The sequence below is a fragment of the Amaricoccus sp. genome, assembly GCF_047602525.1.
Taxonomy (GTDB): domain Bacteria; phylum Pseudomonadota; class Alphaproteobacteria; order Rhodobacterales; family Rhodobacteraceae; genus Amaricoccus.
In genome coordinates this window covers 2,351,988-2,373,632 of sequence record NZ_JASGHB010000001.1, presented here as the reverse complement: position 1 = coordinate 2,373,632, position 21,645 = coordinate 2,351,988, and the positions used below count along the sequence as shown (strand labels likewise).

At 70.5% G+C, this 21,645-nt stretch carries 22 protein-coding genes and 1 pseudogene; 9 read left to right on the top strand and 14 right to left on the bottom strand.

The features are described 5' to 3' along the window. Positions 1-29 precede the first annotated feature (29 nt). Complete coding sequence (ssb, locus tag QM699_RS12230) at positions 30-518, top strand: single-stranded DNA-binding protein (RefSeq protein ID WP_415011377.1); 489 nt, start codon at positions 30-32, stop codon at positions 516-518. A 122-nt stretch (positions 519-640) separates the two neighbouring features. Here the strand turns inward: ssb and QM699_RS12225 are convergent, their stop codons facing one another. The 6 genes from QM699_RS12225 to QM699_RS12200 form a co-directional block, all read right to left on the bottom strand. Then, positions 641-1,708 (bottom strand): ABC transporter ATP-binding protein, encoded by a 1,068-nt coding sequence (locus tag QM699_RS12225; protein ID WP_415011376.1) that lies wholly within the window; start codon positions 1,706-1,708, stop codon positions 641-643. A 2-nt stretch (positions 1,709-1,710) separates the two neighbouring features. Beyond that, positions 1,711-3,456 (bottom strand): hypothetical protein, encoded by a 1,746-nt coding sequence (locus QM699_RS12220; RefSeq protein ID WP_415011375.1) that lies wholly within the window; start codon positions 3,454-3,456, stop codon positions 1,711-1,713. Between the two features lie 7 nt (positions 3,457-3,463). Beyond that, positions 3,464-4,345, bottom strand: a complete 882-nt coding sequence (locus QM699_RS12215) for a carbohydrate ABC transporter permease (RefSeq protein WP_415011374.1) — start codon at positions 4,343-4,345, stop codon at positions 3,464-3,466. Beyond that, positions 4,342-5,268, bottom strand: a complete 927-nt coding sequence (locus tag QM699_RS12210) for a carbohydrate ABC transporter permease (RefSeq protein ID WP_415011373.1) — start codon at positions 5,266-5,268, stop codon at positions 4,342-4,344. The genes QM699_RS12215 and QM699_RS12210 overlap by 4 nt, the downstream gene beginning before the upstream one ends. 82 nt (positions 5,269-5,350) lie before the next feature. Next, a complete protein-coding gene (locus QM699_RS12205; RefSeq protein ID WP_415011372.1) occupies positions 5,351-6,658 on the bottom strand; it encodes an ABC transporter substrate-binding protein in 1,308 nt (435 codons plus the stop codon). Positions 6,659-6,693: 35 nt separating this feature from the next. Further along, entirely contained in the window at positions 6,694-7,686 is a 993-nt protein-coding gene (locus tag QM699_RS12200; RefSeq protein ID WP_415011371.1) for a LacI family DNA-binding transcriptional regulator, read from the bottom strand. Between the two features lie 332 nt (positions 7,687-8,018). On the opposite strand from QM699_RS12200, the gene QM699_RS12195 reads away from it, so the two are divergent. After that, a complete protein-coding gene (locus QM699_RS12195; protein ID WP_415011370.1) occupies positions 8,019-8,480 on the top strand; it encodes a hypothetical protein in 462 nt (153 codons plus the stop codon). Further along, positions 8,459-8,728: an amidohydrolase family protein gene (locus QM699_RS12190; RefSeq protein WP_415011369.1), complete on the top strand. Its 270-nt coding sequence runs from the start codon at positions 8,459-8,461 to the stop codon at positions 8,726-8,728. The genes QM699_RS12195 and QM699_RS12190 overlap by 22 nt, the downstream gene beginning before the upstream one ends. Before the next feature lie 79 nt (positions 8,729-8,807). Here the strand turns inward: QM699_RS12190 and QM699_RS12185 are convergent, their stop codons facing one another. Beyond that, entirely contained in the window at positions 8,808-9,236 is a 429-nt protein-coding gene (locus QM699_RS12185; protein WP_415011368.1) for a DUF6691 family protein, read from the bottom strand. A gap of 3 nt (positions 9,237-9,239) precedes the next feature. Then, positions 9,240-9,668 (bottom strand): YeeE/YedE family protein, encoded by a 429-nt coding sequence (locus QM699_RS12180; RefSeq protein WP_415011367.1) that lies wholly within the window; start codon positions 9,666-9,668, stop codon positions 9,240-9,242. A 425-nt stretch (positions 9,669-10,093) separates the two neighbouring features. On the opposite strand from QM699_RS12180, the gene QM699_RS12175 reads away from it, so the two are divergent. Both QM699_RS12175 and QM699_RS12170 read left to right on the top strand, forming a co-directional pair. Beyond that, entirely contained in the window at positions 10,094-10,939 is an 846-nt protein-coding gene (locus QM699_RS12175; protein WP_415011366.1) for a dienelactone hydrolase family protein, read from the top strand. A 155-nt stretch (positions 10,940-11,094) separates the two neighbouring features. Continuing rightward, positions 11,095-12,024, top strand: coding sequence for a LysR substrate-binding domain-containing protein (locus QM699_RS12170; RefSeq protein ID WP_415011365.1), 930 nt, complete (start codon positions 11,095-11,097; stop codon positions 12,022-12,024). Here the strand turns inward: QM699_RS12170 and QM699_RS12165 are convergent. The 6 genes and pseudogenes from QM699_RS12165 to QM699_RS12140 all read right to left on the bottom strand — a co-directional run bounded on the left by QM699_RS12165 (position 11,937) and on the right by QM699_RS12140 (position 17,131). Continuing rightward, complete coding sequence (locus QM699_RS12165; RefSeq protein WP_415011364.1) at positions 11,937-13,172, bottom strand: aminotransferase class III-fold pyridoxal phosphate-dependent enzyme; 1,236 nt, start codon at positions 13,170-13,172, stop codon at positions 11,937-11,939. The genes QM699_RS12170 and QM699_RS12165 overlap by 88 nt on opposite strands. 5 nt (positions 13,173-13,177) lie before the next feature. Then, the gene (locus tag QM699_RS12160) at positions 13,178-14,464 is read right to left on the bottom strand and encodes a TRAP transporter large permease (protein ID WP_415011363.1); all 1,287 of its coding nucleotides are present in this window, start codon (positions 14,462-14,464) and stop codon (positions 13,178-13,180) included. After that, positions 14,461-14,925: a TRAP transporter small permease gene (locus tag QM699_RS12155; RefSeq protein WP_415011362.1), complete on the bottom strand. Its 465-nt coding sequence runs from the start codon at positions 14,923-14,925 to the stop codon at positions 14,461-14,463. Before QM699_RS12155 ends, QM699_RS12160 begins: the two co-directional genes overlap by 4 nt. A gap of 13 nt (positions 14,926-14,938) precedes the next feature. After that, positions 14,939-15,205, bottom strand: a complete 267-nt coding sequence (locus QM699_RS12150) for a hypothetical protein (protein ID WP_415011361.1) — start codon at positions 15,203-15,205, stop codon at positions 14,939-14,941. A gap of 85 nt (positions 15,206-15,290) precedes the next feature. Next, positions 15,291-15,917 (bottom strand): annotated as a pseudogene (locus QM699_RS12145) (TRAP transporter substrate-binding protein); the annotation flags it as partial. A 272-nt stretch (positions 15,918-16,189) separates the two neighbouring features. Continuing rightward, positions 16,190-17,131, bottom strand: a complete 942-nt coding sequence (locus tag QM699_RS12140; RefSeq protein WP_415011360.1) for an aliphatic sulfonate ABC transporter substrate-binding protein — start codon at positions 17,129-17,131, stop codon at positions 16,190-16,192. 139 nt (positions 17,132-17,270) lie between these two features. Here QM699_RS12140 and msuE point away from each other — a divergent pair, with 139 nt between their 5' ends. From msuE to QM699_RS12120, 4 genes are all read left to right on the top strand, one after another. Continuing rightward, on the top strand, positions 17,271-17,852 hold the full coding sequence (gene msuE, locus QM699_RS12135; protein WP_415011359.1) for an FMN reductase: 582 nt from the start codon (positions 17,271-17,273) through the stop codon (positions 17,850-17,852). A 20-nt stretch (positions 17,853-17,872) separates the two neighbouring features. Further along, entirely contained in the window at positions 17,873-18,970 is a 1,098-nt protein-coding gene (gene sfnG, locus QM699_RS12130) for a dimethylsulfone monooxygenase SfnG (protein WP_415011358.1), read from the top strand. 167 nt (positions 18,971-19,137) lie between these two features. Beyond that, positions 19,138-20,580 carry an FAD/NAD(P)-binding protein gene (locus tag QM699_RS12125; protein WP_415011357.1) on the top strand — a complete coding sequence of 481 codons (1,443 nt, stop codon included), beginning with the start codon at positions 19,138-19,140 and terminating at the stop codon, positions 20,578-20,580. A gap of 74 nt (positions 20,581-20,654) precedes the next feature. After that, a complete protein-coding gene (locus QM699_RS12120; RefSeq protein WP_415011356.1) occupies positions 20,655-21,635 on the top strand; it encodes an aliphatic sulfonate ABC transporter substrate-binding protein in 981 nt (326 codons plus the stop codon). The last annotated feature ends 10 nt before the right edge of the window (positions 21,636-21,645 follow it).

Sequence of the window (21,645 nt, the reverse complement as noted above, 5' to 3'; positions counted from 1 at the left end):
CTGATGTGGACCGGCGGATGGAGGACGGGATGGCTGGCAGCGTCAACAAGGTGATCCTGATCGGCAACCTCGGTCGCGACCCGGAGGTGCGGAGCTTTCCGAACGGCGGCAAGGTGGTGAACCTGCGGATTGCCACATCCGAGCGCTGGCGCGACCGCAACACCGGCGAGAACAAGGAGCGCACCGAGTGGCACTCCGTGGCGATCTTCAGCGAGCCGCTCGCCCGCGTGGCCGAGCAGTACCTGCGCAAGGGCTCGAAGGTGTATCTCGAGGGCCAGCTCGAGACCCGCAAGTGGCAGGACCAGTCGGGGCAGGACCGCTATTCCACCGAGGTGGTGCTGCGGCCGTTCCGCAGTGAGCTGACCCTGCTCGACGGCCGGGACGGCGGGTCCGGCGGCGGCGGATTCGGTGGCGGCAGTGGCGGCGGATCGGACTACGACGACCGCGGCGGCAGCTTCGGCGGGGGCGAGAGCCGCGGCGGCCCCTCCGGCGCCATCGACGACGAAATCCCGTTCTGACGCAGCCGACCTGAGGCCGGGCCGCGCAGCGCGGCTTCGGCCTTTCGGCACCGGGGGCCAAGGGCCGCCGCCATCTCGCCGCCCTGCGACCGCCGGATGCCGCCCGCTTCCGTGCCTCGAGCTTACCGCAGGCGGCGCTCCTCGGCGTCGAAGGCGCGCATGTCGGCGAGGCGGAAGCCGGCCCTGATCGACATGCCGGAGTGGAGGTCGCCGGCGTCGCGGCGTTCGATGATGATCCGCTCGCCGCCCGGCAGGTCGCCGTGGACGAAGGATGTGCCGCCGAGATGTTCGACGAAATCGACGGCGATCTCGACCAGTCCGTCGGGGTTGGCGTCGCGGTCGAAATGCTCGGGCCGGATGCCGATGGTCACAGGGGCGCCGGGGGCGACGGCGCCGGCGGCGAAGGGGGCCTTCGCCGCGGTGCCGGCGAAGTGGACATTGCCCTCCGGTCCCATCGTCCCGGCGAAGAAGTTCATCTTCGGCGAGCCGATGAAGCCGGCGACGAAGAGGTTCGCCGGATCGTCGTAGAGATGGAGCGGCGGGCCGACCTGCTCGACGCGGCCCTTGCGGAGCACCACGATCTTGTCGGCCAGAGTCATCGCCTCGGTCTGGTCGTGGGTGACGTAGATCATCGTGTTGCCCAGGCTCTCGTGGAGCTTGGCGATCTCCACTCGGGTGGCGACGCGCAGCTCGGCGTCGAGGTTCGACAGCGGTTCGTCGAAGAGGAAGACCTTCGGGTTGCGCACGATCGCGCGGCCGATCGCCACGCGCTGGCGCTGGCCGCCGGAAAGCTGGCTCGGGCGGCGGTCCTGCAGGGCGTCGAGCTGGAGGATCTTGCTGGCGATGCCGACGCGCTCGTCGATCTCGGCTTTGGGGCGCTTGCCGATGCGCAGGCCGAAGCTCATGTTTTCCTTGACCGTCATGTGCGGATAGAGCGCGTAGCTCTGGAACACCATGGCGACGCCGCGCTCGGCCGGGTCGAGGTTGTTCACGCGTTCCCCGTCGATGGCGATCTCGCCGCCGGTGACGCTTTCGAGCCCGGCGATCATGCGCAGCAGCGTGGACTTGCCGCAGCCCGAGGGACCGACGAAGACGGCAAATTCGCCGTCCTCGATGCGGAGATCGACATCATGGATGATGTCGATCGGGCCATAGGATTTCCGCGCCTTCTTCAGTTCGACGATGGCCATGCTCAGTTCCTCCCTTCGGCCGGCCGCGGTTCGCCCGCGGGGCGGGGTGCCCCGTGCTGGGGGCGAAGCTGCCAGACCCGTGCGTTGGTGATCGGCGCGGCGCCGGCGTCGAGCCGGACCGCGGTGACGGGGCTGTCGCTGTCGAGGCGCCGGGTGCCGCACCAGCGGCCGCCATCGGCGTAGATCTCGACGAGGCCCACATCGACGAAGACGCGGATGTCCGAGAGCGGGCCGGTCTCGGACGGATTGCGCACCGGCCGCCCGCGCACCGGCCAGTCGTCGACGAGTTCGAGCGTCGTGCCGTCATGGACGAGCGCGAGCTTGTTCTCCGCATGGGTGAAGTCGAGCCGGAAGGGCGCGCCGCCCGTCTCGAAGGCGATCTCGGCGAGGCCGTCCGGCAGGGCGACGCCCTCGGCCAGCGTGGCGGGGAGCGGTGCGATGCGCAGGGTCTCGACGGCCTCGGCCGGGGGCATGAGGAGCGCGCCGTCCTGCCAGACGAGGCGGCGGACGAAGGTCATGGCGCTGGTGAAGTCCTCGGTCTTGCGCACGTCGGCCCAGTTCGCGCCCCACGCCATGCCGACCGGCCGGCCCTCGTGGAGGAAGCCCTGGAAGGCATAGCAGTCGCCGACGAAATCGAGCTCGCGCCGGGCGATTTTCTCGAAGGTCCGGCCGTCGAAGCGCCCGACGAGGGCGAGGCTCGGGTTGCGGCGGCCGAGGACGGGGCCGTGGTGCCCGATCAGGCCGAAGATCAGGACGTGGAGCCCGGCGCCCTCGCCATCGAGCGGCAGGACGCAGGGGCATTCGGCCGGCACGCTGCGCGGCAGGGTCTCGCGGTGCAGGACGCCGACGAAGCGCCAGCCGGTGGCGGCCTCGGGATCGTCCGTCTCGTAGAGGAGGACGAGGGCGGCGGTCTCGTCGTTGCCGGCGAGGACCATCTTCCAGAGGCCATCCGGCCCGCGGAAGACGTAAGGGTCGCGGAGGTCGTTGCCGAAGCCGGGGAGGGGCGGGTGGTCGTCGATCAGCACCGCCGAGGGGCCGGCGGTCAGCAGATCGGCGGAGGTGGCGGTCATCTGCCACTCCGGCGGCACGCGGCCGTCCTCGCGGTCGGTGTAGAAGACGCGCAAGCCGCCGTCCGGCCCCGGAATCGCCGAGCCGGAGAAGGCGCCGCCCTGATGCGACGGGTCGGCGAGCAGCACGGCGCGCGGGTGCAGGAAGACCGGCAGGTGCGTCCAGTCGACGAGGTTGTCGGAGACCGCATGGCCCCAGTGCATCGTGTCCCAGTGCAGCGCGCTGGGATAATGCTGGTAGAAGGCCTGCGTCCGGCCGTCGCGGGTGATGAGGCCGTTCGGGTCGTTCATCCAGCCGAAGGGGGGCGCGAGGTGCAGCCGGTAGCGGGTGGTCTCCGCCGCGGCCTGCGGGGCGGTCCAGAGGACGCGGATGCCCGCCTCGGCGACCGTGCCGGGGGCGAAGGCGTAGCAGACCGAGACCTGGGTTCCGGTCGTGTCCCAGGCGACGGCGATGTCGCCGGTGGCCGCGACGGGGTGCGTCGTCATCTGGAAATCGTCCGACGCCGGGCCGGCGAGCGTGCGGGCGCTGCCGTCCGCCTCGCGCAGGGAGACGGCGGACGCGGCGCCGGCCGGGACCGGCCGCTGCCAGAGGTGCAGGACCTCGCCGGCCGCGACGCGCGCGGTGAAGCCGGCCGCGGTGGCGGTGGCGGGGGCGTGCCGGGATGTTGCTTCGACAGTCATGCGGTTATTATCCCTTCACGCCGGAGCTGATGACCGAGCTCACGAACCACTTCTGGAAGAGGAGGTAGAGGATCAGCACCGGGATCATCATCACCACCGAGGCGGCCATCGCGAGGTTCCAGTAGATGCTGTCCGAGCCGAAGAAGCCGGCGATGCCGACCGCGATCGGGCGGGCGTAGTTCGACTGGGTGATGAGCAGCGGCCAGAGATACTGGTTCCAGGTCTCGATGCCGAGGAGGATGGCGACGGTCGCGAGCGCCGGCAGGCTGATCGGCAGGAACACCTTCCAGTAGATCTGGAACGGCGAGGCGCCGTCGACGATCGCCGCGTCATAGAGGTCGCGCGGGATCTGGGAGAAGAACTGGTAGAGCAGGAAGACGTAGAGCGGGCTGGCCCAGAAGGGCAGGATCTGGGCGGAGAAGCTGTCGGCGAGCCCGGCCTGGTTCATGATGTTGAGGAGCGGCAGGACGATGGATTCCTGCGGCACGATGTAGAGGCCGATCATCGCCGTGAGGATCAGCGCCCGGCCGGGGAGGCGGCCCCAGGCGAGGACGAAGGCGGCCATCGAGTTGAAGAACATGCCGCCGGCGAGCGTGAGCACGAGGATGACGACCGAGTTCGTCAGGTAGCGCGCGAAGGGCTGGTTGCCCGAGAAGGTGAGGATGTCGCGGTAGTTCTGCAGCGTCGGGTTCGTCACCCAGAAGGCCTTGAAGCTGCCCATCTCGGCGAGGATCTGGAAGCGGTCGGGCTTGAGGCTCGCGACGACGAGCAGGAAGAGCGGCGAGACGACGACGAAGGTGATGATCGCGATCGAGACGATCTTGATGATCGGAAAGCGGTCGGAGGTGCCGGGCAGCGGGGCGTCGGCCGGGTCTGCGGTGGCGCTCATTTCGGATCCCTCAGGACGACGCGCTGGACGAGCGAGATCGCGAGCACGATGAAGAAGAGGATGATGGCGACGGCCGAGGCGAGGCCGAGCTTCTGGCCGACGAAGCCGACCTGGTACATGTACTGCACCACGGTCTCGGTGGCGTTCCGCGGCCCGCCCTGGGTCAGGATGTTGACCTGGGTGAAGAGCTTGAACGCCTGGATCGTGGTGATGATGAGCACGAAGATGTTGGTCTGGCGCAGGCCCGGCCAGGTGACGAAGCGGAAGCGCTGCCAGGTCGAGGCGCCGTCGAGGCGGGCGGCCTCGTAGAGATCGCCGGGGATGCTCTGGAGGCCGGCGAGGTAGACGACCATCTGGAAGCCGTAGGCCTGCCACGCGGAGAGGAGCACGATCGCGGGCATCGCCGAGGCGGGGTTGCCGAGCCAGTCGATCGGGCCGGCGAGGCCGAAGGTGAGGATGCTGACGATCTGGTTGAGCGGGCCGGTCGGATACTGGAAGAGCGTGCCCCAGATCACGCAGACCACGGCCATCGAGGTGATGGCGGGCAGGAACAGCGCGCCGCGGAAGAAGTTCCGGCCGGGCAGCTTCTGGTTGATGAGGAGCGCCATCGCGAGGGCGAAGCCGCACTGGAGCGGCACGACCAGCAGGGCGAAGTAGCTGACGTTGAGAAGCGCGCGCCAGAAGATCGGGTCGGTCAGCACGTTCACGTAGTTGTCGAAGCCGACGAACTTGACCGGCCGGGGGATGAGCCGCCGGTTGGTCAGGGACATCGGGAAGGACATGAGGAAGGGCAGCAGCAGGAAGACGGCCACGATCACGCTGGCCGGCAGCAGCATCAGGAATTCCTGCAGTCTCGCCCCGATCAGCCGTTTCGGCCGTGCCGTCTCGGCGGGACGTGTCATCCTCGACACCGTCGCGGTCATGCGTCTGCTCCCTCGTCAGCGGGGGGGAAGGGGGGCGGGGAGCCGGTGGGGCTCCCCGTGGGGTGGGGTCCGGGTGGCGGCGTCAGTTGCCGCCGAAGGGCGGATAGCCGTCGTTGTCGTCGATGTCGGCGTCGATTTCCTGGGCGGCCTTCGTCAGCTCCTCCTTCGGGTCGGCCCCGTCGAAGATGTCGGTGAAGGCGGTCTGCGCCGCGAGGGTGATCGCCGGGTAGGCCGGGTGCGGCGGACGCGGGACGGCGGTCTTGGCCGCCTGCTCGAAGGCGACGGCGAGCGGGCCGCCGGCGGCGTAGAGCGGCGATTCCGCGGCGAAGGAGTTGAGGCCGGGGAAGGCCGAATGCTCGCGATAGGCGGCGCGGAACTCCGGGTTCTCGATCATGAAGCTTAGGAACTTGCCGGCCTCCTCCGGGTCGGACGCGTCCTTGCTGATCGCGAAGATCCAGGTGCCGTTCGGGCTCGCGCCTTTGTCGCCGAGCTTCGGCAGCGGCAGGGCGATGAGGTCGTCGCCCATGGCCTTGACCGCCTCGGCATAGACCCAGTGGCCGCCGAGCGCGAGCGCGGCCGGGCGCCCCTCGGCATAGAACTGGTTGGTGCCGGCCGATTGCGGCACGACCCAGCCCTTCTTCACCCAGTCGGCCATCATCGACGCGGTCTTGACGCAGGCGTCGCTGTCGAGCGTGCCCCCGGCCTTCCATGTGGTGCGGTCGATGAGGTCGCAGCCGGCGGAGACGAGCAGCGGCTCGTAGGCGTAGGGGATCCACTCGGTCTTGGTGCCGTAGCCGCGGAAGAGGTCGATCGGCCATTTCACGCCCGGCGCCGTCGACAGCGTCTCGAGGACCTTCTCGAACTCCTCGCCGGTCCATGCGTCATCGACGCTGGTCGGAATGCGGATGTTGAGCGACTCGAGCTGCTTCTTGCTGGCATAGAGCACGACCGTCGAGTCGATCAGCGCAGTCGCGTAGAGCTTGCCGTCGGGCGGGTAGGTGCCCTGGCTGACGTTCGAGGGCGTCATGTCGGCGCGGAGCTTCGGGTCGATCAGGCCGTCGATCGGCTGGAGGAAGCCCGACCAGACGTAGTTCGACAGGAAGGGCGCATCGAGTTCGAGGATGTCGGGCAGGTTGCCGGCCGAGACCGCGGCGCCGATCTTCTCGTTGTAGGAGTCGTGCGGCGTGTGGATGAGCTCGATCGTCGTGCCGGGATTGGCGGCCTCGTAGGCCTTGGCCACGGCGCTGATCGCGTCGATCTCGTAAGGATCGCCCTGGAACATCATCCTGAGCGCGGCGGCGTCGGCCGGGGCGGCAAAGGCCAGCGCGGCGACGGCGGCGGCGAGGGCTCCCGCGCCGAGGCGCCTGGCGCGGAGTTGGGGTGCAGGCATCGTTCTTTCCTCCCTTTTACCCTTCCGGGCGCGTCTCACACCGAGTCGCGCTCGATCAGCCGGAACGGAATTCGTTGCAGTGGTTGCAGTGCCGGCCCGGTGCCGGTGATGACCTCGGCGGCGCGACGCCCGATCTCGCGGTGGGGCAGCGCCATGGTGGTCAGCGGCGGGTCGAGGCGCCGGGCGATGTCGGTCTGGTTGTCGAAGCTGACGACGGCGATGTCGTCGGGGATGCGCACGCCGTTGGCGCGCAACGCGCCGTAGACCTCGAGCGCCACGCGGTCGTTGCCGCAGAGGATGGTGTCCGGGCGCGGCAGCGCCGAGACCAGCGCGTCGACGTGCTGGCGCACGAGGCTGACGGCGTATTCCGTGTAGCGGGCGCCCCGGGTCGCGGGCAGCAGCCAGTCCTCGGTGACGGCAACGCCGTGGGCCGCGTGGGCATTGCGAAAGCCGGCCTCGCGCAGGGTGCCCGCAACGAGGCCGGGCAGATTGAGAAAGGCGATCCGCCGCCGCCCCCGCGCGAAGCAATGGGCAACGATCTCCGCGCCCGCTTGCTGCTCGTCGGGAACGATCGCGGGAACCTTGCCGGAGGTCTCGCTGCAATTGAGGAACAGCCTGACGGATTGCCGTACCGTTTCGTCGAGCGTGACGACACGATGGTACGACGTCGCATAGACGATCGCGGTGGGGAGGAAGCGTTGCGCGTCGGCAACCCCGTCCGCGGCGCTGCGCGTCGCGCCGACGTTGGTGGCGACGACCAGCAGCCCGTGCATGCGGCAGGCATTGTCGAGGCTGCGCACGATCTCGGTGGCGAACGGCAGGGTGATCAAGCCCTCGGCCACCAGGCCGACGACCGGCAGCACGCCCTGGCGCATGCCGCGCGCGACGATGTTCGGCTTGTAGCCCAGTTCGTCGGCGAGCGTGAGGATGCGACTGCGCGTCTCGGCAGACATGCGGACGGCGCTGCCGTTCAGCGCGCCTGAAACGGTCTTTATCGAGACGCCGAGCTTCTCGGCGATGTCGCGCATGCTGACGCCGCTGTCTCTCACGAGACGCCTTCTCCCCAAAATCCCGCGGGTATGCCCATGGGTTAACGTTTACTCACGACTACGCTCGCGCGTTCGAGCTGTCAAGCGGGCGCGAGCGGCGTGCCCCGCCCGGTTTTCCAGGATCGCGCGACAAATCGCTTGGCGGACCCCGGAGCCTTTGCGGACGCGAGGCCATCCCGGCGGCGTGCGTCGTCTCGAAATGCGCCGGGCTGCAACTTTGGCGCTGTCGCTGTCCGGCCGGAAAGGGTTGGTGTCGTGGCACCTGGTCGGCCGTAGACCCCCTAAGGTCGATGCCGAAATCGAGGTCGTCGATGCGCTTCAAGCTGCCTGCCACCGCCGCTCTGGTTCTCGCCGCCGCTCCCGCCTTCGCCGAGAACGCCGACGCCATCTTCTTCGGCGGACCGATCCTGACCATGAACGACGCGATGCCCGAGGCCGAGGCGCTCGCGGTCAAGGACGGGCTCTTCATCGACGTGGTGTCCTATCCATTCATGCTCGACCTCGACACGGTGCTGGAGACCAACCCGCCCTCGACCTTCGGGTCTTACGCCAACCACCTGAAACTCGGCGGCTGCAAGCTGACGCCCGACGGCTCGCCGCAGGGCAAGACCGCGTGGTTCACCACCCCCTGCCTGACCGGCGGCCCGGCGGGGGAGAAGGACTGGAAGGGCGAGCCCGGCCTGCCGATCGACCTGATGCTGGCCGGCACCAAGAAATGCTACGACCTCGGGCTTCAGGTGCTGTCGCTTTCGTGGTGCCGATCGACCAGATGATGACGGTCTGGACGGCGATGAACCGCATCACCCGCGCCGGCGTGGTGCTGGGCGAGGGCGAACGGATCACGCCGCTGGAGGCGCTGAAGGCGATCACCATCAACGCGGCGTATCAGTACCGCGAGGAGACGGGCAAGGGCTCGCTGGAGCCCGGCAAGCGCGCCGATCTGGTGGTGCTGTCGGACAACCCGCTGACGGTCGACCCGATGGCGATCAAGGACGGTGCGACGATCTGCACGGCGGAGTAGCCGCCGGGCGCGGGTCGCCGGCGCCTGAGGGGCCGCAGGACGACGTGTACGGGCTCAGGCGCCTCCTCTGAGGTGCCTTTCAGCCTTTGCCCGGGCGTCGGCGGGCGAGCACGGCGCGGGTGGCGAGGATGCCGGCGATGAGCGCGCCGACGAAGAGGGCGACGTCGGCGCGGCCGGTGCCGAGCGCGGGCAGGGCGCCACCCGGGCAGAAGCCGGCGATGCCCCAGCCGACGCCGAAGATCGCGGCGCCGCCAATGAGCCGGGCGTCGATCGCGGTGGCCTCGGGCAGGTGGAAGCGGTCGGCGAGGATCGGTGCCGGCGGGCGCAGCACCAGACGGTATCCGGCGGCGGTGACGGCAAGGGCGCCGGCCATCACGAAGGCGAGGCTCGGATCCCAGTGCCCCGCGAGGTCGAAGAAGTTCAGTACCTTGGCAGGGTCGATCATGCCGGACAGGGCGATGCCGGTGCCGAAGAGCAGGCCGATCAGGTAGGCGGTGACGCGCGGCATCGCTCAGGCTCCGAGCAGGTGGCGGACGACGAAGACGGTGACAAAGCAGCTCGCCATGAACGTCAGGGTTGCGACGAGCGAGCGCGGCGAGAGGCGGGCGTTGCCGCAGATGCCATGGCCCGACGTGCAGCCGCCACCCAGGGTGACGCCGACGCCCACGAGCAGGCCGCCGAAAGCCAAGGCGGCGCCCGGCACCGGGACGTCTATGACGGGCCAGCCGCCGGTGGCGAGGCGCCAGGCGAGCGGGGCGCTGACCACCCCGGCGAGGAGCGCGACGCGCCAGCCGCGATCGCCCGGCCCGGCCGGGAGCAGCGCGCCGGTGAGGATGCCGGTCACGCCGAGAATGCGCCCGTGGAGGGCCATGAGCAGCACGGCGGCGAGGCCGATCAGCGCGCCGCCGGCGAGCGAGGCAATGGGGGTGAAGGCGGTCATGGCCAGCCAGTCCCGATGCCGGGCGACGTGATGCTTGCGAGGCGCGGGGCGAGCGGGAGGGCACCGGGGGCGGGGTGGATGGCGCGGTAGGCGGTTCCCGTGTTTCCGGGCATGGCGTGATCTCCGAATCGAGCTGCCCCCTTTCTTGCACCTCAGCCGGGTCGGCGTCGCCGGCCAAGTCGCCATTGGTCGCCGAGGCACGTCAGCGCGGCCGACGCCGAGCCGGGGCGGCCGCGACCCCGCCGATCCGCGTCCCCGAATTCCCGCAGCTTGCGGGCGCGACGCCAGCGTTCGGCGGTTCTCCGTGCCGGAGCGGAGCGGGCTCGGTCACCCCCTTCGCTCGATTTGGCTGGGCGGTCGGCCGAACGGTCCTAGGTTGTCGGCGGGAGTTGCGGCTCCCTCGGTGCAACGGGAGGTCAGGACAGATGTGCGAACGCGACGAATTTCATCGAGATGAGCGCGTCCGTCTGTCGCGTCGCGGCTTCGGCACGATGGCCGGGGCCGCGGGGGTCGCGATGCTCTGGCAAGGCTCGGCGGTGCGCGCGCAGGACGTGACCGGCTCCGATGTCGAGATCGTCACGCCGGACGGCACGGCCGACGCATACTTCGTGCATCCGGGCGGCAATGCGCCGGGAGTCGTCATGTGGCCCGACATCTTCGGCTTGCGCCCGGCGTTCCGCGCGATGGCCGACCGGCTGGCCGGCGCGGGCTATGCCGTGCTGGTGGTAAATCCGTTCTACCGTGACGCGAAGGGCATGGTGGTCCGCGACGGGGAGGAGATGTCCGCGGCGATCGACCGGCTTCGTCCCTACGCCAGCCATCTCACGCCCGCGGCCGTCACGTCGGACGCGATCGCCTTCACGGCATGGCTCGACGACCAGCCGGCGGTCGATACCGGGCGCCGGATCGGCGCCGTCGGTTTCTGCATGAGCGGATCCTACACCATCCGCGCCGCCGCCGCGTTGCCCGAGCGGGTCGGGGCCGGCGCGTCGTTCCACGGCGGCGGCCTCGCGACCGATGCGCCGGACAGCCCGCACCTGCTGGCGCCGGAGACGCAGGCGCGCTTTCTCTTCGCCATCGCCCAGAACGACGACGCGAAGGATCCGCAGGCGAAGACCCGGCTGGCGGAGGCGTTCGGGAACCGGGCCGAGGTCGAGGTCTATCCCGCGGATCACGGCTGGGTGCCGCCGGACGGGGCGCGCCACGACGAGGTGCAGGCGGAGCGGGCGTGGGCGCGGATGCTGGCGCTGTTCGGCGGCGCGCTGGCGTAGGGCGGACTGGAATAGGGGCGCGCCATGACCTCGGTATGCCGGGGGCGGGCGGCTGCCCGGGGTCCTGATCCTCCCGCCCTGACCGCGGACCCGCGTGCTGGGCGCCGCCTCGTCGAGGAGATTGCCTCGCGTGCGCGGTTCTGCATGGATTGGACATGCGCCATCTCGACCCGGAAGCCATCGCCACCTTCGTCGCCGTCGTCGATGCCGGGGGCTTCACCGCCGCCGCGCGCCGGATCGGCAAGTCGCAGGCCGGGGTCAGCGTCACCATCGCCCGCTTCGAGGCTCAGCTCGGGCGACGCCTGTTCGACCGCTCGCGCCGGGGGCTGGAGCTGACCGAGACCGGGCAGGCGCTGGTCAGCTACGCGCGCCGGCTGATCGCGCTCGAGGACGAGGCGCTCGCGGCTATCGACCCGCGGCGCCTTGAGGGCCGCGTGACGCTCGGGATGCCCGACGACTACATCGACGTCTTCGGCCGGCCGCTCGTCGAGCACTTCTCCGCCGCAGGTGCTCGGCTCGAGATCGAGATCCGCTGCGACTTCTCCCGCGGGCTCGAGGCGCTGGTGCGCTCGGGTGAGATCGACATGGCGATCATCACCCGCGCCACCGGCACCGAGACCGGCGAGCTCTTGCGCCGCGAACCGCTGGTCTGGTGCGGGCCGGAGGACGCCCACCCCGAACGCAGCGATCCGCTGCCGCTCGCGCTCTTCCCCGAGCGCGACTGCCGGGCGCGGCCGCTGATCCTCGCGGCGCTTGCGGCCGGGGGGCGGGCGTGGCGGGTCAACTGGACTTCGTCGCACCTGCCGTCGATCCAGGCCGCGCTCGATGCCGGGACGGCGATCACCGCGCTGCCGGCCTCGGTGATCGCGCCGCGCCATCGACGGATGGGGCCCGCCGACGGCCTGCCGCTGCTCGAGCCGCTGGACCTCGCGCTGCTCGTGCCGGACGGCGCGCGCGTCGCCGTGCGCAAGCTCGCCACCTTCCTGCGCGAGCGGTTTCAGGCGCCGTCCAGATCTCCCGCCGACGCGGCGACGACGGACGCGAGTTCGGCGCAGACCGGCTCGTCGTGGGAGAAGGACAGGTAGAGCCGGCCGAACGGGAACGGCATGACGAGCGCGCCACGGCGGCGCAGCGCGAGATGCCAGCGCCGGGTCAGCTCCGCGTCGGCGATCGCCGCCGCCTCGGCGTAGGTCGTGGGCGCGCGGTCGGCGAACCAAAGGGTGAAGACGGTGCCGAAGCCGGACGTCGAGACGCTCCGCCCGATCGCCGCGAAGGCCGCGACGATCGCGGCGCGCAGCCGGTCGCCGCGGGCGAGGAGGGCCGGATAGTCGGCCGCCTTAAGTTCCGCCAGCGTCGCGAGCACCGCCGCCGTCGCGACCGGGTTGCCGCTGTAGGTCCCGGCCCGAACCCCCGCGCCCTCGGCCGCTCGCATGACGTCGGGCCGGCCCACCACCGCCGCCACGGCGAAGCCGGAGCCGATCGCCTTGCCCACGGTCGCGAGGTCGGGCTCCACGCCTTCGGCCGGCGCGGTGAGGCCGGCGCGCAGGCGGAAGCCCATCAGCACCTCGTCCGAGATCACCAGCGCCCCGTGCCGCCGCGCCACCGCGGCCACGTGCGCGAGATAGCCCGGCGCCGCCGGCACGCAGCCGGCGTTCGCCAGCATCGGCTCGATCAGCACCGCCGCGATGTCGTCGCTCTCGGCGAACAGCCGCTCGACATCCTCGAAGTCGTTGTAGCGCAGGAGCAGCGTCCCGCCCCGCCGCGGCCGGCTGTTCGCGCGCATCAGCGCCTCGGCGCTCCCGGCCTGGCCGAGGGTCACGTCATCGTACCAGCCATCATAGCCCGCCGCCATCTTGGCGACGAGGCCGCGCCCGGTGGCAACCCGCGCGATCCGGGCGGCGAGATGCACCGCCTCGCTGCCGGTGCTGGTGAAGACCACGGAGGTGAGCGGCGCCGTCAGCGCCGCGAGCGCCGACGCCGCCGCCTCCTCGCCGGCATGGGCGAAGGCGGGCATCGACCCCGACCGGATCGCCGCCGTGGTGGCGTCGATCACCGGCTCCGGGCCGTGGCCGAGGATCGTCGCGCCAAAGCCGAGCGCCGTGTCGACGTAGCGGCGGCCGTCCCGGTCCCAGAGCCACGGCCCCTCGGCGCGGTCGATGAGCAGCGGCCGGCCGTCGAGCGGCGGCACGGCGCGCCCGGCCGACGAGATCCCGCCGACGAGATGGAGGCCCATGGCGGTCAGAACCCGAGCAGGCGCGGCAGCCACTCGGTGGTCGCCGGGATGAAGGAGACGAGCAGCAGGCAGATGTTGCTCGTGATGAAGAACGGGATCAGCCGCCGGGTGACGGCATTCACGCCCACCTTCGCCACGTTGCAGACGACGAAGATGTTGGTGCCGACCGGCGGCGTGAAGAGCCCGATCCCGAGCGCGATGACGAAGATCATCCCGAGCTGGTAGGGCGCGAGCCCCACCTCGAGGCCGATCGGGTGCAGGATCGGCGCGAGGATGACGAGCGACGGCCCGAGATCGGCCCAGGTGCCGACGAAGGTGAGGAGCGCGAGCAGGAGCAGGATGGTGACCGTCGGCCCGGCGCCCACGTGCTGGAGCGCGGCGGCGGCGGTCTGCGGCACCTGCTCCACGGTCAGCACCCAGGAGAAGGGCACGGAGACCGCCATGATGATCATGATCGCGCCGGTCATCCGCACCGTCTCGACGCCGACGCGCCAGAGCCCGGCCCAGGTGATCTCGCGATAGATCGCCCCGCCGACGAACAGCGCCCAGAAGACCGCGACGCAGGCCGCTTCGGTCGTCGTCGCGAGCCCGGTCAGCATCGTCCCGAGCACGCCGACCGGCATCAGCAGTGCCGGCAGGGCGCGGAGCAGGTGTCGTCCGAAGGCCGCGAGCCGGAACGGATGATCGGACTTCGGGAAGCCCTCGCGCACCGCGATCCACCACGCCGTCAGCATGAAGGTGACGGCGAGCATCAGCCCCGGAATGATCCCGGCGGCGAAGAGCCCGCCGATCGAGGTGTCGGTCAGCACGCCGTACATGATCATGACGACGCTCGGCGGCAGCACGATGCCGAGCGTGCCGGCGGCGGCGGTGACGGCGGCCGAGAAGTCGCGCGGATAGCCGCGCTCGGTCATCGCCGGGATCATGATCGCGCCGACGGCGCCGGTGTCGGCGGTGGCCGAGCCGGTGATGCCGCCGTAGATCATGCAGGTCGCGACGTTGACGATGCCGAGCCCGCCGCGCATCCGCCCGAAGATGTCGTTGGCAAGGTCGATGATCCGCCGCGTCAGCCCGCCCTCGTTCATGATGCCGCCGGCGACGAGGAACAGCGGGATCGCGGCGAGCGAGATCGAGTCGGCGCCGACGAAGACCTGCTGCGCGAACCACGACGGCGGCAGCGGCACCATCCCCGACCAGATCACGACGAGTGTCGAGAGCGCCAGCGACCACGCGACCGGCACCCCGGTGTAGAGCGTGACCGCGAAGACGGTGAAGAGGACAAGAAGCGTCATCGGCGCAGCTCCCCGACGAGGCGCAGGATGCGGACGAGCGCGATGACCGCGAGCGCCGCGCCCATGAAGACGGTGGTGCTGTGGACGATCCATGTCGGCGCGCGCAGCACGGGCGTCGGGTTGAATGCCGTCCGGGCGAGCAGCGCCCGCCCCGACCAGAGCAGCGCGCCGGAAACCGTGAGCAGCACCGCGGCGTGGTAGAGCCGCATCCACGGGCCGCGGCCGCTCTCGTGGGTGTTGCCGTCGATCGAGACGTTCTCGCCGGCGATCTCCGACAGCACCGTGCCGATGGCGATCACCCAGACGAAGAGGATGCCCACGACCTCGAAGCTCCAGGTGACGCCTGTGAGCCGCAGGTAGCGGCCGACCGCGCCGAGGCCGGTCGCCCCGATCAGCGCCACGCAGGCGGCGACGCCGAGGATCGTCAGCGCGGCGGTCAGGCCTTGCCCCAGACGGGTCATCGCGCGCGCGCCGCTATTCGCCGGCCGCCGCCTTGCGGACCTCGGCGACGTAGTCCTCGCCCCATTCCGCGCCGAACTTCGCATAGACCGGATCGACCATCGCCCGGAACGGCGCCGGATCGACGGTGGTGACGGTCACGCCCTTGCCCTTCAGCTCCGCGGTGACCTGCGCATAGACGCTGTCGAGCTGGTCGCGATACCAGGCCGTCGTCTCCACCACGGCCTGCTTCAGCGCCGCCTGCTCGTCCGGGGACAGGGCGTCGAAGCGGTCCTTGTTCATGAACCAGAAGTTCGGCGTCCAGATGTAGTTGGAGATCGCCAGAATTCTTGGCGCTCTCGTACCACTTCTGGTCCGAGTAGTCGCGGATCTCGGGCTCCACCCCGTCGACGACGTGCGACTGCAACGCGGTATAGACCTCGCCGAACGGGATCGACTGCGGCAGCGCGCCGAGCGCCTCCATCGTCGCGAGAATCACCGGGTTCGGCGGTGTGCGGATCTTCTGGCCCTTGATGTCCGCCGGCGTGGCCACCGGGGTCGCAACGGTCGCGAACTGCCGGAAGCCCGAGTCGAGCGCGCCGAGCATGACGAAGCCGTTTGCCGCGCCGGTGTCGAAGGCCTTTTGGCCGACCGGGCCGTCGAGGAAGGCATGGGCCGCCGCCGCGTCGGCGAAGAGGAAGGGCAGCGTCACGACGTTGAGCTTCGGGTCGATGGCATCGGCCACGCCGCCGAGGCCGATGTCGATCGAGCCGGCGCCAACGCCGTCGGCGATCGGTCCCTCGTCGCCGAGCTGCCCGTCTGGAAAGATCTGCACCGTCAGCGCCCCGCCGGTCCCGGTCGAGACGCTGTCGGCGAAGCGGGTGACCGCCTGCTGGATCAGGCTGCCGGAGCTTGAGGCATGGGCGAGGCGCAAGGTGTCGGCGTGGGCCGTCGCCGCGGAAACGAGCAAGGCGAGACAGGCCGCCCCCTGGAGGAGGCGCGCGAACGTGGGCATCGGAGGCTCCCTGCGTGGTGCTGAACAAGCCGATGCTGGGCGTCGCCGGATGACGAAGCAAGCCCGGAGTCCCGCCGGTCCATGACGGATTGTGATGGGAGCAGTCCGACCTGAAATGCCCCGCCCGGCGGGCGGGACAGCAGACCGGCTTCACGCACGGCGGAGGCCGGCAACGACGTCGGCCCGGACGTCCGATGGCGGCGCGTGGTTGCGGCCATCGGATCGCGGCCATGGGGTCTCGGGCCGCCCGTCCGGGCGTCTCGGGGGGTCTTTCAGAGGCCTGCGTCGACGGCTTCCTTGATGTTGACGGGCCTGGGGAGGAGGCCGAGGGCGGCGAAGGTGTCGGCGACCTTCTGCTGGTCGGCGACGACGTCCGGGGTGAGGGACCTGACGCCGAAGCTCTGGCGCGAGAGGGCGAGTTCGAGCGCGTCGGCGGGGATGCCCGTCGACGGGGCAAGCTCGGCGGCGGCCGCAGCCGGGTTGCCGGCGATCCAGGTGTCGGTCTCGCCGATGGCGGCGATGAGGGCGGCGATTGCCTCCGGGTTCGCGGCCACGAAGTCGCGATCGCCGAAGTAGAACTGGTAGTTCGGGGCGAGGCCCTCGGCGTTCACGAGCTGCCGGGCTCCGAGCGTCTGTTCGGCCGAGGCCTGGAACGGGTCCCAGACGGCCCAGGCGTCGACCGCGCCCGAGGCGAAGGCGGCGCGGGCGTCGGCGGGGGTCAGGAAGGTCGGCGTGATCTTGTCGTAGCCGATGCCGGCGGATTCGAGCGCGCGGACCAGCAGGTAGTGGACGTTCGAGCCCTTGTTGAGGGCGATCTTCTTGCCCTCGAGGTCGGCGAGCGACCGGATGGGGCTGTCCTTCGGCACGAGGATGGCCTCGCCGCGGGGCGCCGGGGGCTCGAAGCCGATGTAGGTGAGCCGCGGGCTCGCCGCCTGGGCGAAGATCGGCGGCGCCTCGCCGGTCTGGGCGATGTCGATGGCGCCGGCGTTCAGCGCCTCGAGCATCTGCGGCCCGGCGGCGAACTCCGCCCAGGTCACCTTGTAGCCGAGCGGCGCGAGCTTTTCCTCCAGCAGTCCCTTGCCCTTCAGCAGCACGAGAACGCCGTATTTCTGGAATCCGACGCGGATTTCCTTGTCGGCCGCGACGCCCGGCAGGGCGGTGAGGACAAGGGTTGCGGCGGTGGCAAGGCCGAGGGCGCGTCTGGTCAACTGCATGGGGCTTCTCCTGTCAGCGTCCGGCCCGGGGCCGGCGGCGATTTCCAGCCCCGGGGCCCGGGGGAGGGAAGGGGGGGCTTGTGGTCGGACTTGAATACGATTATCTCGATAAAGTCTATAGTGATTCTGGATATGGCGAATGGGCGGGAAGATCGTCGGGTTATCGGGAAGTCTCAGCCGGCCGTCGCGCACGCGCGTCCTCGTGGAGGCAGCCGTGCAGCGCGCGGCGGAACGCTATTCGCGCGAGCCTCTGGTGATCGAGCTTTCCGCCATCGCCGGCTCGCTCGGCAGTGCCGCGCGGGTCTCGGACCTCGACGCAACGGCGCAGGCCGCGGTCGCGGAGCTGCTCGACGCCGACGCCCTCGTCCTTGCGAGCCCGGTCTACAAGGGCAGCTATGGCGGCCTCTTCAAGCACCTGCTCGACCTGCTCGACCCGCTGGCGCTGGTCGGCAAGCCGGTGCTGCTCGGCGCGACCGGCGGCGGGGCGCGCCACGCCCTCGTCATCGAGCACCAGCTCCGCCCGCTTCTCGGCTTCTTCGAGGCCCAGACGCTCGCCACCGGGGTCTATGCCTCGGACGCGGATTTCCGCGACGGCGCGCTGGTCTCCGAGGCCCTTCTCGAACGGCTCGACCGCGCGGTCGACCAGTTCGCCCCCTTCCTCGATCCGGTCGTGCCCCGCGCGGCCCGCTACAGCAACGGCACGCACGCGCTGGCCGTGTGACCGACAGGAGTCCGACGATCATGACCACCGCAGCGCCGATCAAATTCGCCTACTGGGTGCCGAACGTCTCCGGCGGCCTCGTCATCAGCACCATCGAGCAGCGCACCGACTGGGGCATCGACTACAACCGCAAGCTGGCGCAGATCGCCGAGGCGGTCGGCTTCGACTATGCGCTGAGCCAGATCCGCTTCACCGCCGGCTATGGCGCCGACAACCAGCACGAGTCGGTGTCCTTCAGCCACGCGCTGGCCGCGGCGACCGAGCGGCTGAAGATCATCGCGGCGATCCTGCCGGGGCCGTGGAACCCGGCGCTGGCGGCCAAGCAGATCGCGACGATCAGCAACCTCACCAACGGCCGGATCGCGGTCAACATCGTCTCCGGCTGGTTCCGCGGCGAGTTCTCGTCGATCGGCGAGCCGTGGCTCGACCATGACGAGCGCTACCGCCGCTCCGAGGAATTCATCCGCGCGCTCCGCGGCATCTGGGGCCAGGACGATTTCACCTTCGCCGGCGACTTCTACCGCTTCCGCAACTACACGATGAAGCCGAAGCCGATCGACCCGCAGCCCGAGATCTTCCAGGGCGGCTCCAGCCGCGCGGCCCGCGACATGGCGGCGCGGGTGTCGGACTGGTACTTCACCAACGGCAACACGCCGGACGGCCTCGCGGCCCAGGTCGACGACATCCGCGCCAAGGCGGCGGCGGAGGGGCGCAGCGTCAAGATCGGCGTCAACGCCTTCGCCATCGCCCGCGAGACCGAGGCGCAGAGCAAGGCGGTGCTGGCCGAGATCATCGACAAGGCGAACCCCGACGCCGTGCACGGCTTCGCCCACGAGGTGAAGAACGCCGGCAAGGCCTCGCCCGAGGGCGAGGGCAACTGGGCGAAGTCGAGCTTCGACGATCTCGTCCAGTACAACGACGGCTTCCGCTCGAACCTGATCGGCACGCCCGAGCAGATCGCCGAGCGGATCCTCGCGCTCAAGGACGCGGGCGCCGACCTCGTGCTCCTCGGCTTCCTGCACTTCCAGGAAGAGGTGGAGTTCTTCGGACGCCGGGTGATCCCGCTCGTCCGCGCACTCGAAGCCGAACGCAGCCGCACTCCGGTCGCCGCAGAGTGATGCTCACGCTGCCGCACGCCACGAGCCCGTGCGGCAGAAATGTGCGGTCCGGGACAATCGCGGCCTGGGCCGTGTGAGATCTGGACCGCGTGACACCTCCTTCCACGCTTCGAACTGACGCCTCCGCCCGCCCGCTTCCGTTGCAACGAGCCCGTGAGTAAACAGTCATGATGATGGACAAGCCGCGCCGCAGCCGCCCGGTCGTCGCCATTCTCGGCGGCGGCCTTTCAGGCGCCGTCACCGCCCTCAACCTCGGGCAGACGCTCGGGCCCGATGCGGCGGAGATCGTCGTCGTCGAGCCTCGGGAGATGCTGGGCGGCGGGCTCGCCTATTCGACCGGCGACGCGGCGCATCGCATCAACGTGCCGGCCGCGAAGATGACCATCGTCAGCGACCAGCCCAACCACTTCATGGACTGGCTCGCCGCCGAGCGGATCACCATGTCGCCATCGACGCTCACGCTGCGCGGCGACTTCTTTCCCGAGCGGCGGATCTTCGGTCGATACATTGCGGCCCAGCTCGCGCCGCTCGTCGCGCGCGGCATCGTCCGCCACTGCTGCACCTCGGCCGTTGCCGCCCGCCGCGCCGAGGGGCGCTGGCTGATCGACCTCGCGGACGGCACCAGCCTGGTGGCGGATTTCGTCGTCCTTGCGATGAGCCACCCGGCGCCGGCGGTGCCCGGCGTGCTGCGGGATCTCGCCGGATCGCCCGCCCTCGTCGCGGATCCCTATGACAACGCGCGCATCGCTGCGCTCGCCGGGACCGAGCGGATCCTGATCGTCGGCACCGGGCTCACCTCCGCCGATGTGGTGGCGAGCCTCGACCGCCTCGGCCATCGTGGCCGCATCACCGCGCTGTCGCGCCATGGCCTGCGCTCCCGCGGCCACGGCGTCGTCGAGCACCCGAGCGAGGCCGACTTCGCCACGGATCCGGCGCAAACCGCCGTCTCCCTGCTTCGCCGTATCCGCGCCGCCGTGGCAGCCGACGCGGCGCTCGGACAGAGCTGGCACGCGACGCTCGATCGCGTCCGCGAACAGGGGCCGGCGATCTGGGCCGCGCTTCCGGCCGGCGAGCGGCGGCGGCTCGTCCGCCACCTCCGCACCGCGTGGGATGTCCATCGGTTCCGGGTCGCGCCGCAGGTCGAGGATGTGGTCGAGCGCGAGATGCGCCGCGGGCGGCTCGACGTTGTCGCCGCCCGCCTCGTCACCGCCCGCGAGACGCCGGATGGCATCGAGGTCGCCTGGCGCCCGCGCGGCAGCGCGACGGTGGTTACCGCCACGTTCGGCGCGGTCGTCGTCACCACCGGACCGGACCACGGCACCATCCTGCAGTCGAACCCGGTCTTCCGCACCCTCGCGGCGGACGGACTGCTGTGCGCCGATCCGAACGGGCTCGGCCTGCTGGTCGAGGATCACTGTCGAAGCGTCGATGCAGGCGGCGGGCTCTCCGACACGCTCCTTGTCGCCGGCCCGCTGGCGCGGGGCCACGTCGGCGAACTCATGGGCGTGCCCGAGGCAACCCGTCATGCCGAACATGTCGCCGGAATCTTGAGCGCGCGGATCCGGGATATCGCGGGACCACTGCTCAGTCCGCTCAACACCACCGGCTGAGAACGCACATTCGCCGCGGTCGTCTGCGCCTGACGGAGCTGGCCGGCGGTCGACCGAAGCAGGGATTCGCATTCATGATCGCGAGACGACAATTTACCGGGCGGGCTGCCGCCGCCCTCGTCGCGGGCCTCGCCGCCCCGGCGCTGCTCGCCGGCTCCGGCCGGGCGGCCGATGCCCGCACGCTCCGTATCGGCTGGCAGAAGAACGGCGTCCTCGCCCTTGCCAAGAGCCAGGGGGCCCTCGAGAAGCGCTTTGCCGACAAGGGCATAGAGATCACCTGGGCCGAGTTCAGCTCCGGCCCGCCGCTGCTCGAGGCACTCGGGGCCGGCGCGCTCGACTTCGGCCCGACCGGCGACGTGCCCCCGCTCTTTGCCCAGGCCGCCGGTGGCGATCTGCTCTATGTCGGCACCTACGCGGGCAGCCCCGCGGGCTCCGGGATTCTGGTCCACAAGGATTCCGACATCCGGACGATCGCCGACCTGAAGGGGCGCAGGCTCGCCTTCAAGCGCGGCTCCAGCGCCCACAACTTCACCGTGAAGGCCCTGCGCACCGCCGGTCTTACGACGGCCGACATCGAGCCGGCCGATCTCGCGCCGCCGGACGCGCTCGCCGCGTTCCGCTCGGGCAGCGTCGACGCCTGGACGATCTGGGATCCCTACTTCGCGGTGGCGGAAGCCGATCCCGCGGCCCGGGTGCTCACCACCGCCGAGGGCATCGTTCCGGCCTGGAGCTACTTCCTGGCGAACGGCTCCTTCACTGCCGCGAACCCCGACCTTGTCGTCGACACTCTGGACGAGCTTGCGGCGGTCGGCCGGGCTGCACAGGGCGACCTCGACGCGACCGTCCCGGCGCTCAGCAAGATCACCGGCGTCCCCGAAGCCATCACCCGGGTCACGCTGACCCGCAAGGGAGCCGACCTCGGCCGTGTCGACGGCCCGGTCTCGATCGAAGCCCAGGTCTACCAGCAGGCTCTCGCCGACGAGTTCCACGACCTCGGCATCCTGCCGAAGAAGCTCAACATTCAGGAGATCGTCTGGCAGCCCAAGGCCAGCTGATCCGAAAGAG

Coding starts and splice junctions, on each gene's coding strand:
- ssb (WP_415011377.1), top strand. CDS start 30: ATGGCTGGCAGCGTCAACAAGGTGATCCTGATCGGCAACCTCGGTCGC.
- QM699_RS12225 (WP_415011376.1), bottom strand. CDS start 1,708: ATGGCCATCGTCGAACTGAAGAAGGCGCGGAAATCCTATGGCCCGATC.
- QM699_RS12220 (WP_415011375.1), bottom strand. CDS start 3,456: ATGACTGTCGAAGCAACATCCCGGCACGCCCCCGCCACCGCCACCGCG.
- QM699_RS12215 (WP_415011374.1), bottom strand. CDS start 4,345: ATGAGCGCCACCGCAGACCCGGCCGACGCCCCGCTGCCCGGCACCTCC.
- QM699_RS12210 (WP_415011373.1), bottom strand. CDS start 5,268: ATGACCGCGACGGTGTCGAGGATGACACGTCCCGCCGAGACGGCACGG.
- QM699_RS12205 (WP_415011372.1), bottom strand. CDS start 6,658: ATGCCTGCACCCCAACTCCGCGCCAGGCGCCTCGGCGCGGGAGCCCTC.
- QM699_RS12200 (WP_415011371.1), bottom strand. CDS start 7,686: ATGCGCGACATCGCCGAGAAGCTCGGCGTCTCGATAAAGACCGTTTCA.
- QM699_RS12195 (WP_415011370.1), top strand. CDS start 8,019: ATGCGCTTCAAGCTGCCTGCCACCGCCGCTCTGGTTCTCGCCGCCGCT.
- QM699_RS12185 (WP_415011368.1), bottom strand. CDS start 9,236: ATGCCGCGCGTCACCGCCTACCTGATCGGCCTGCTCTTCGGCACCGGC.
- QM699_RS12180 (WP_415011367.1), bottom strand. CDS start 9,668: ATGACCGCCTTCACCCCCATTGCCTCGCTCGCCGGCGGCGCGCTGATC.
- QM699_RS12175 (WP_415011366.1), top strand. CDS start 10,094: ATGTGCGAACGCGACGAATTTCATCGAGATGAGCGCGTCCGTCTGTCG.
- QM699_RS12170 (WP_415011365.1), top strand. CDS start 11,095: ATGCGCCATCTCGACCCGGAAGCCATCGCCACCTTCGTCGCCGTCGTC.
- QM699_RS12165 (WP_415011364.1), bottom strand. CDS start 13,172: ATGGGCCTCCATCTCGTCGGCGGGATCTCGTCGGCCGGGCGCGCCGTG.
- QM699_RS12160 (WP_415011363.1), bottom strand. CDS start 14,464: ATGACGCTTCTTGTCCTCTTCACCGTCTTCGCGGTCACGCTCTACACC.
- QM699_RS12155 (WP_415011362.1), bottom strand. CDS start 14,925: ATGACCCGTCTGGGGCAAGGCCTGACCGCCGCGCTGACGATCCTCGGC.
- QM699_RS12150 (WP_415011361.1), bottom strand. CDS start 15,205: ATGAACAAGGACCGCTTCGACGCCCTGTCCCCGGACGAGCAGGCGGCG.
- QM699_RS12140 (WP_415011360.1), bottom strand. CDS start 17,131: ATGCAGTTGACCAGACGCGCCCTCGGCCTTGCCACCGCCGCAACCCTT.
- msuE (WP_415011359.1), top strand. CDS start 17,271: ATGGGCGGGAAGATCGTCGGGTTATCGGGAAGTCTCAGCCGGCCGTCG.
- sfnG (WP_415011358.1), top strand. CDS start 17,873: ATGACCACCGCAGCGCCGATCAAATTCGCCTACTGGGTGCCGAACGTC.
- QM699_RS12125 (WP_415011357.1), top strand. CDS start 19,138: ATGATGATGGACAAGCCGCGCCGCAGCCGCCCGGTCGTCGCCATTCTC.
- QM699_RS12120 (WP_415011356.1), top strand. CDS start 20,655: ATGATCGCGAGACGACAATTTACCGGGCGGGCTGCCGCCGCCCTCGTC.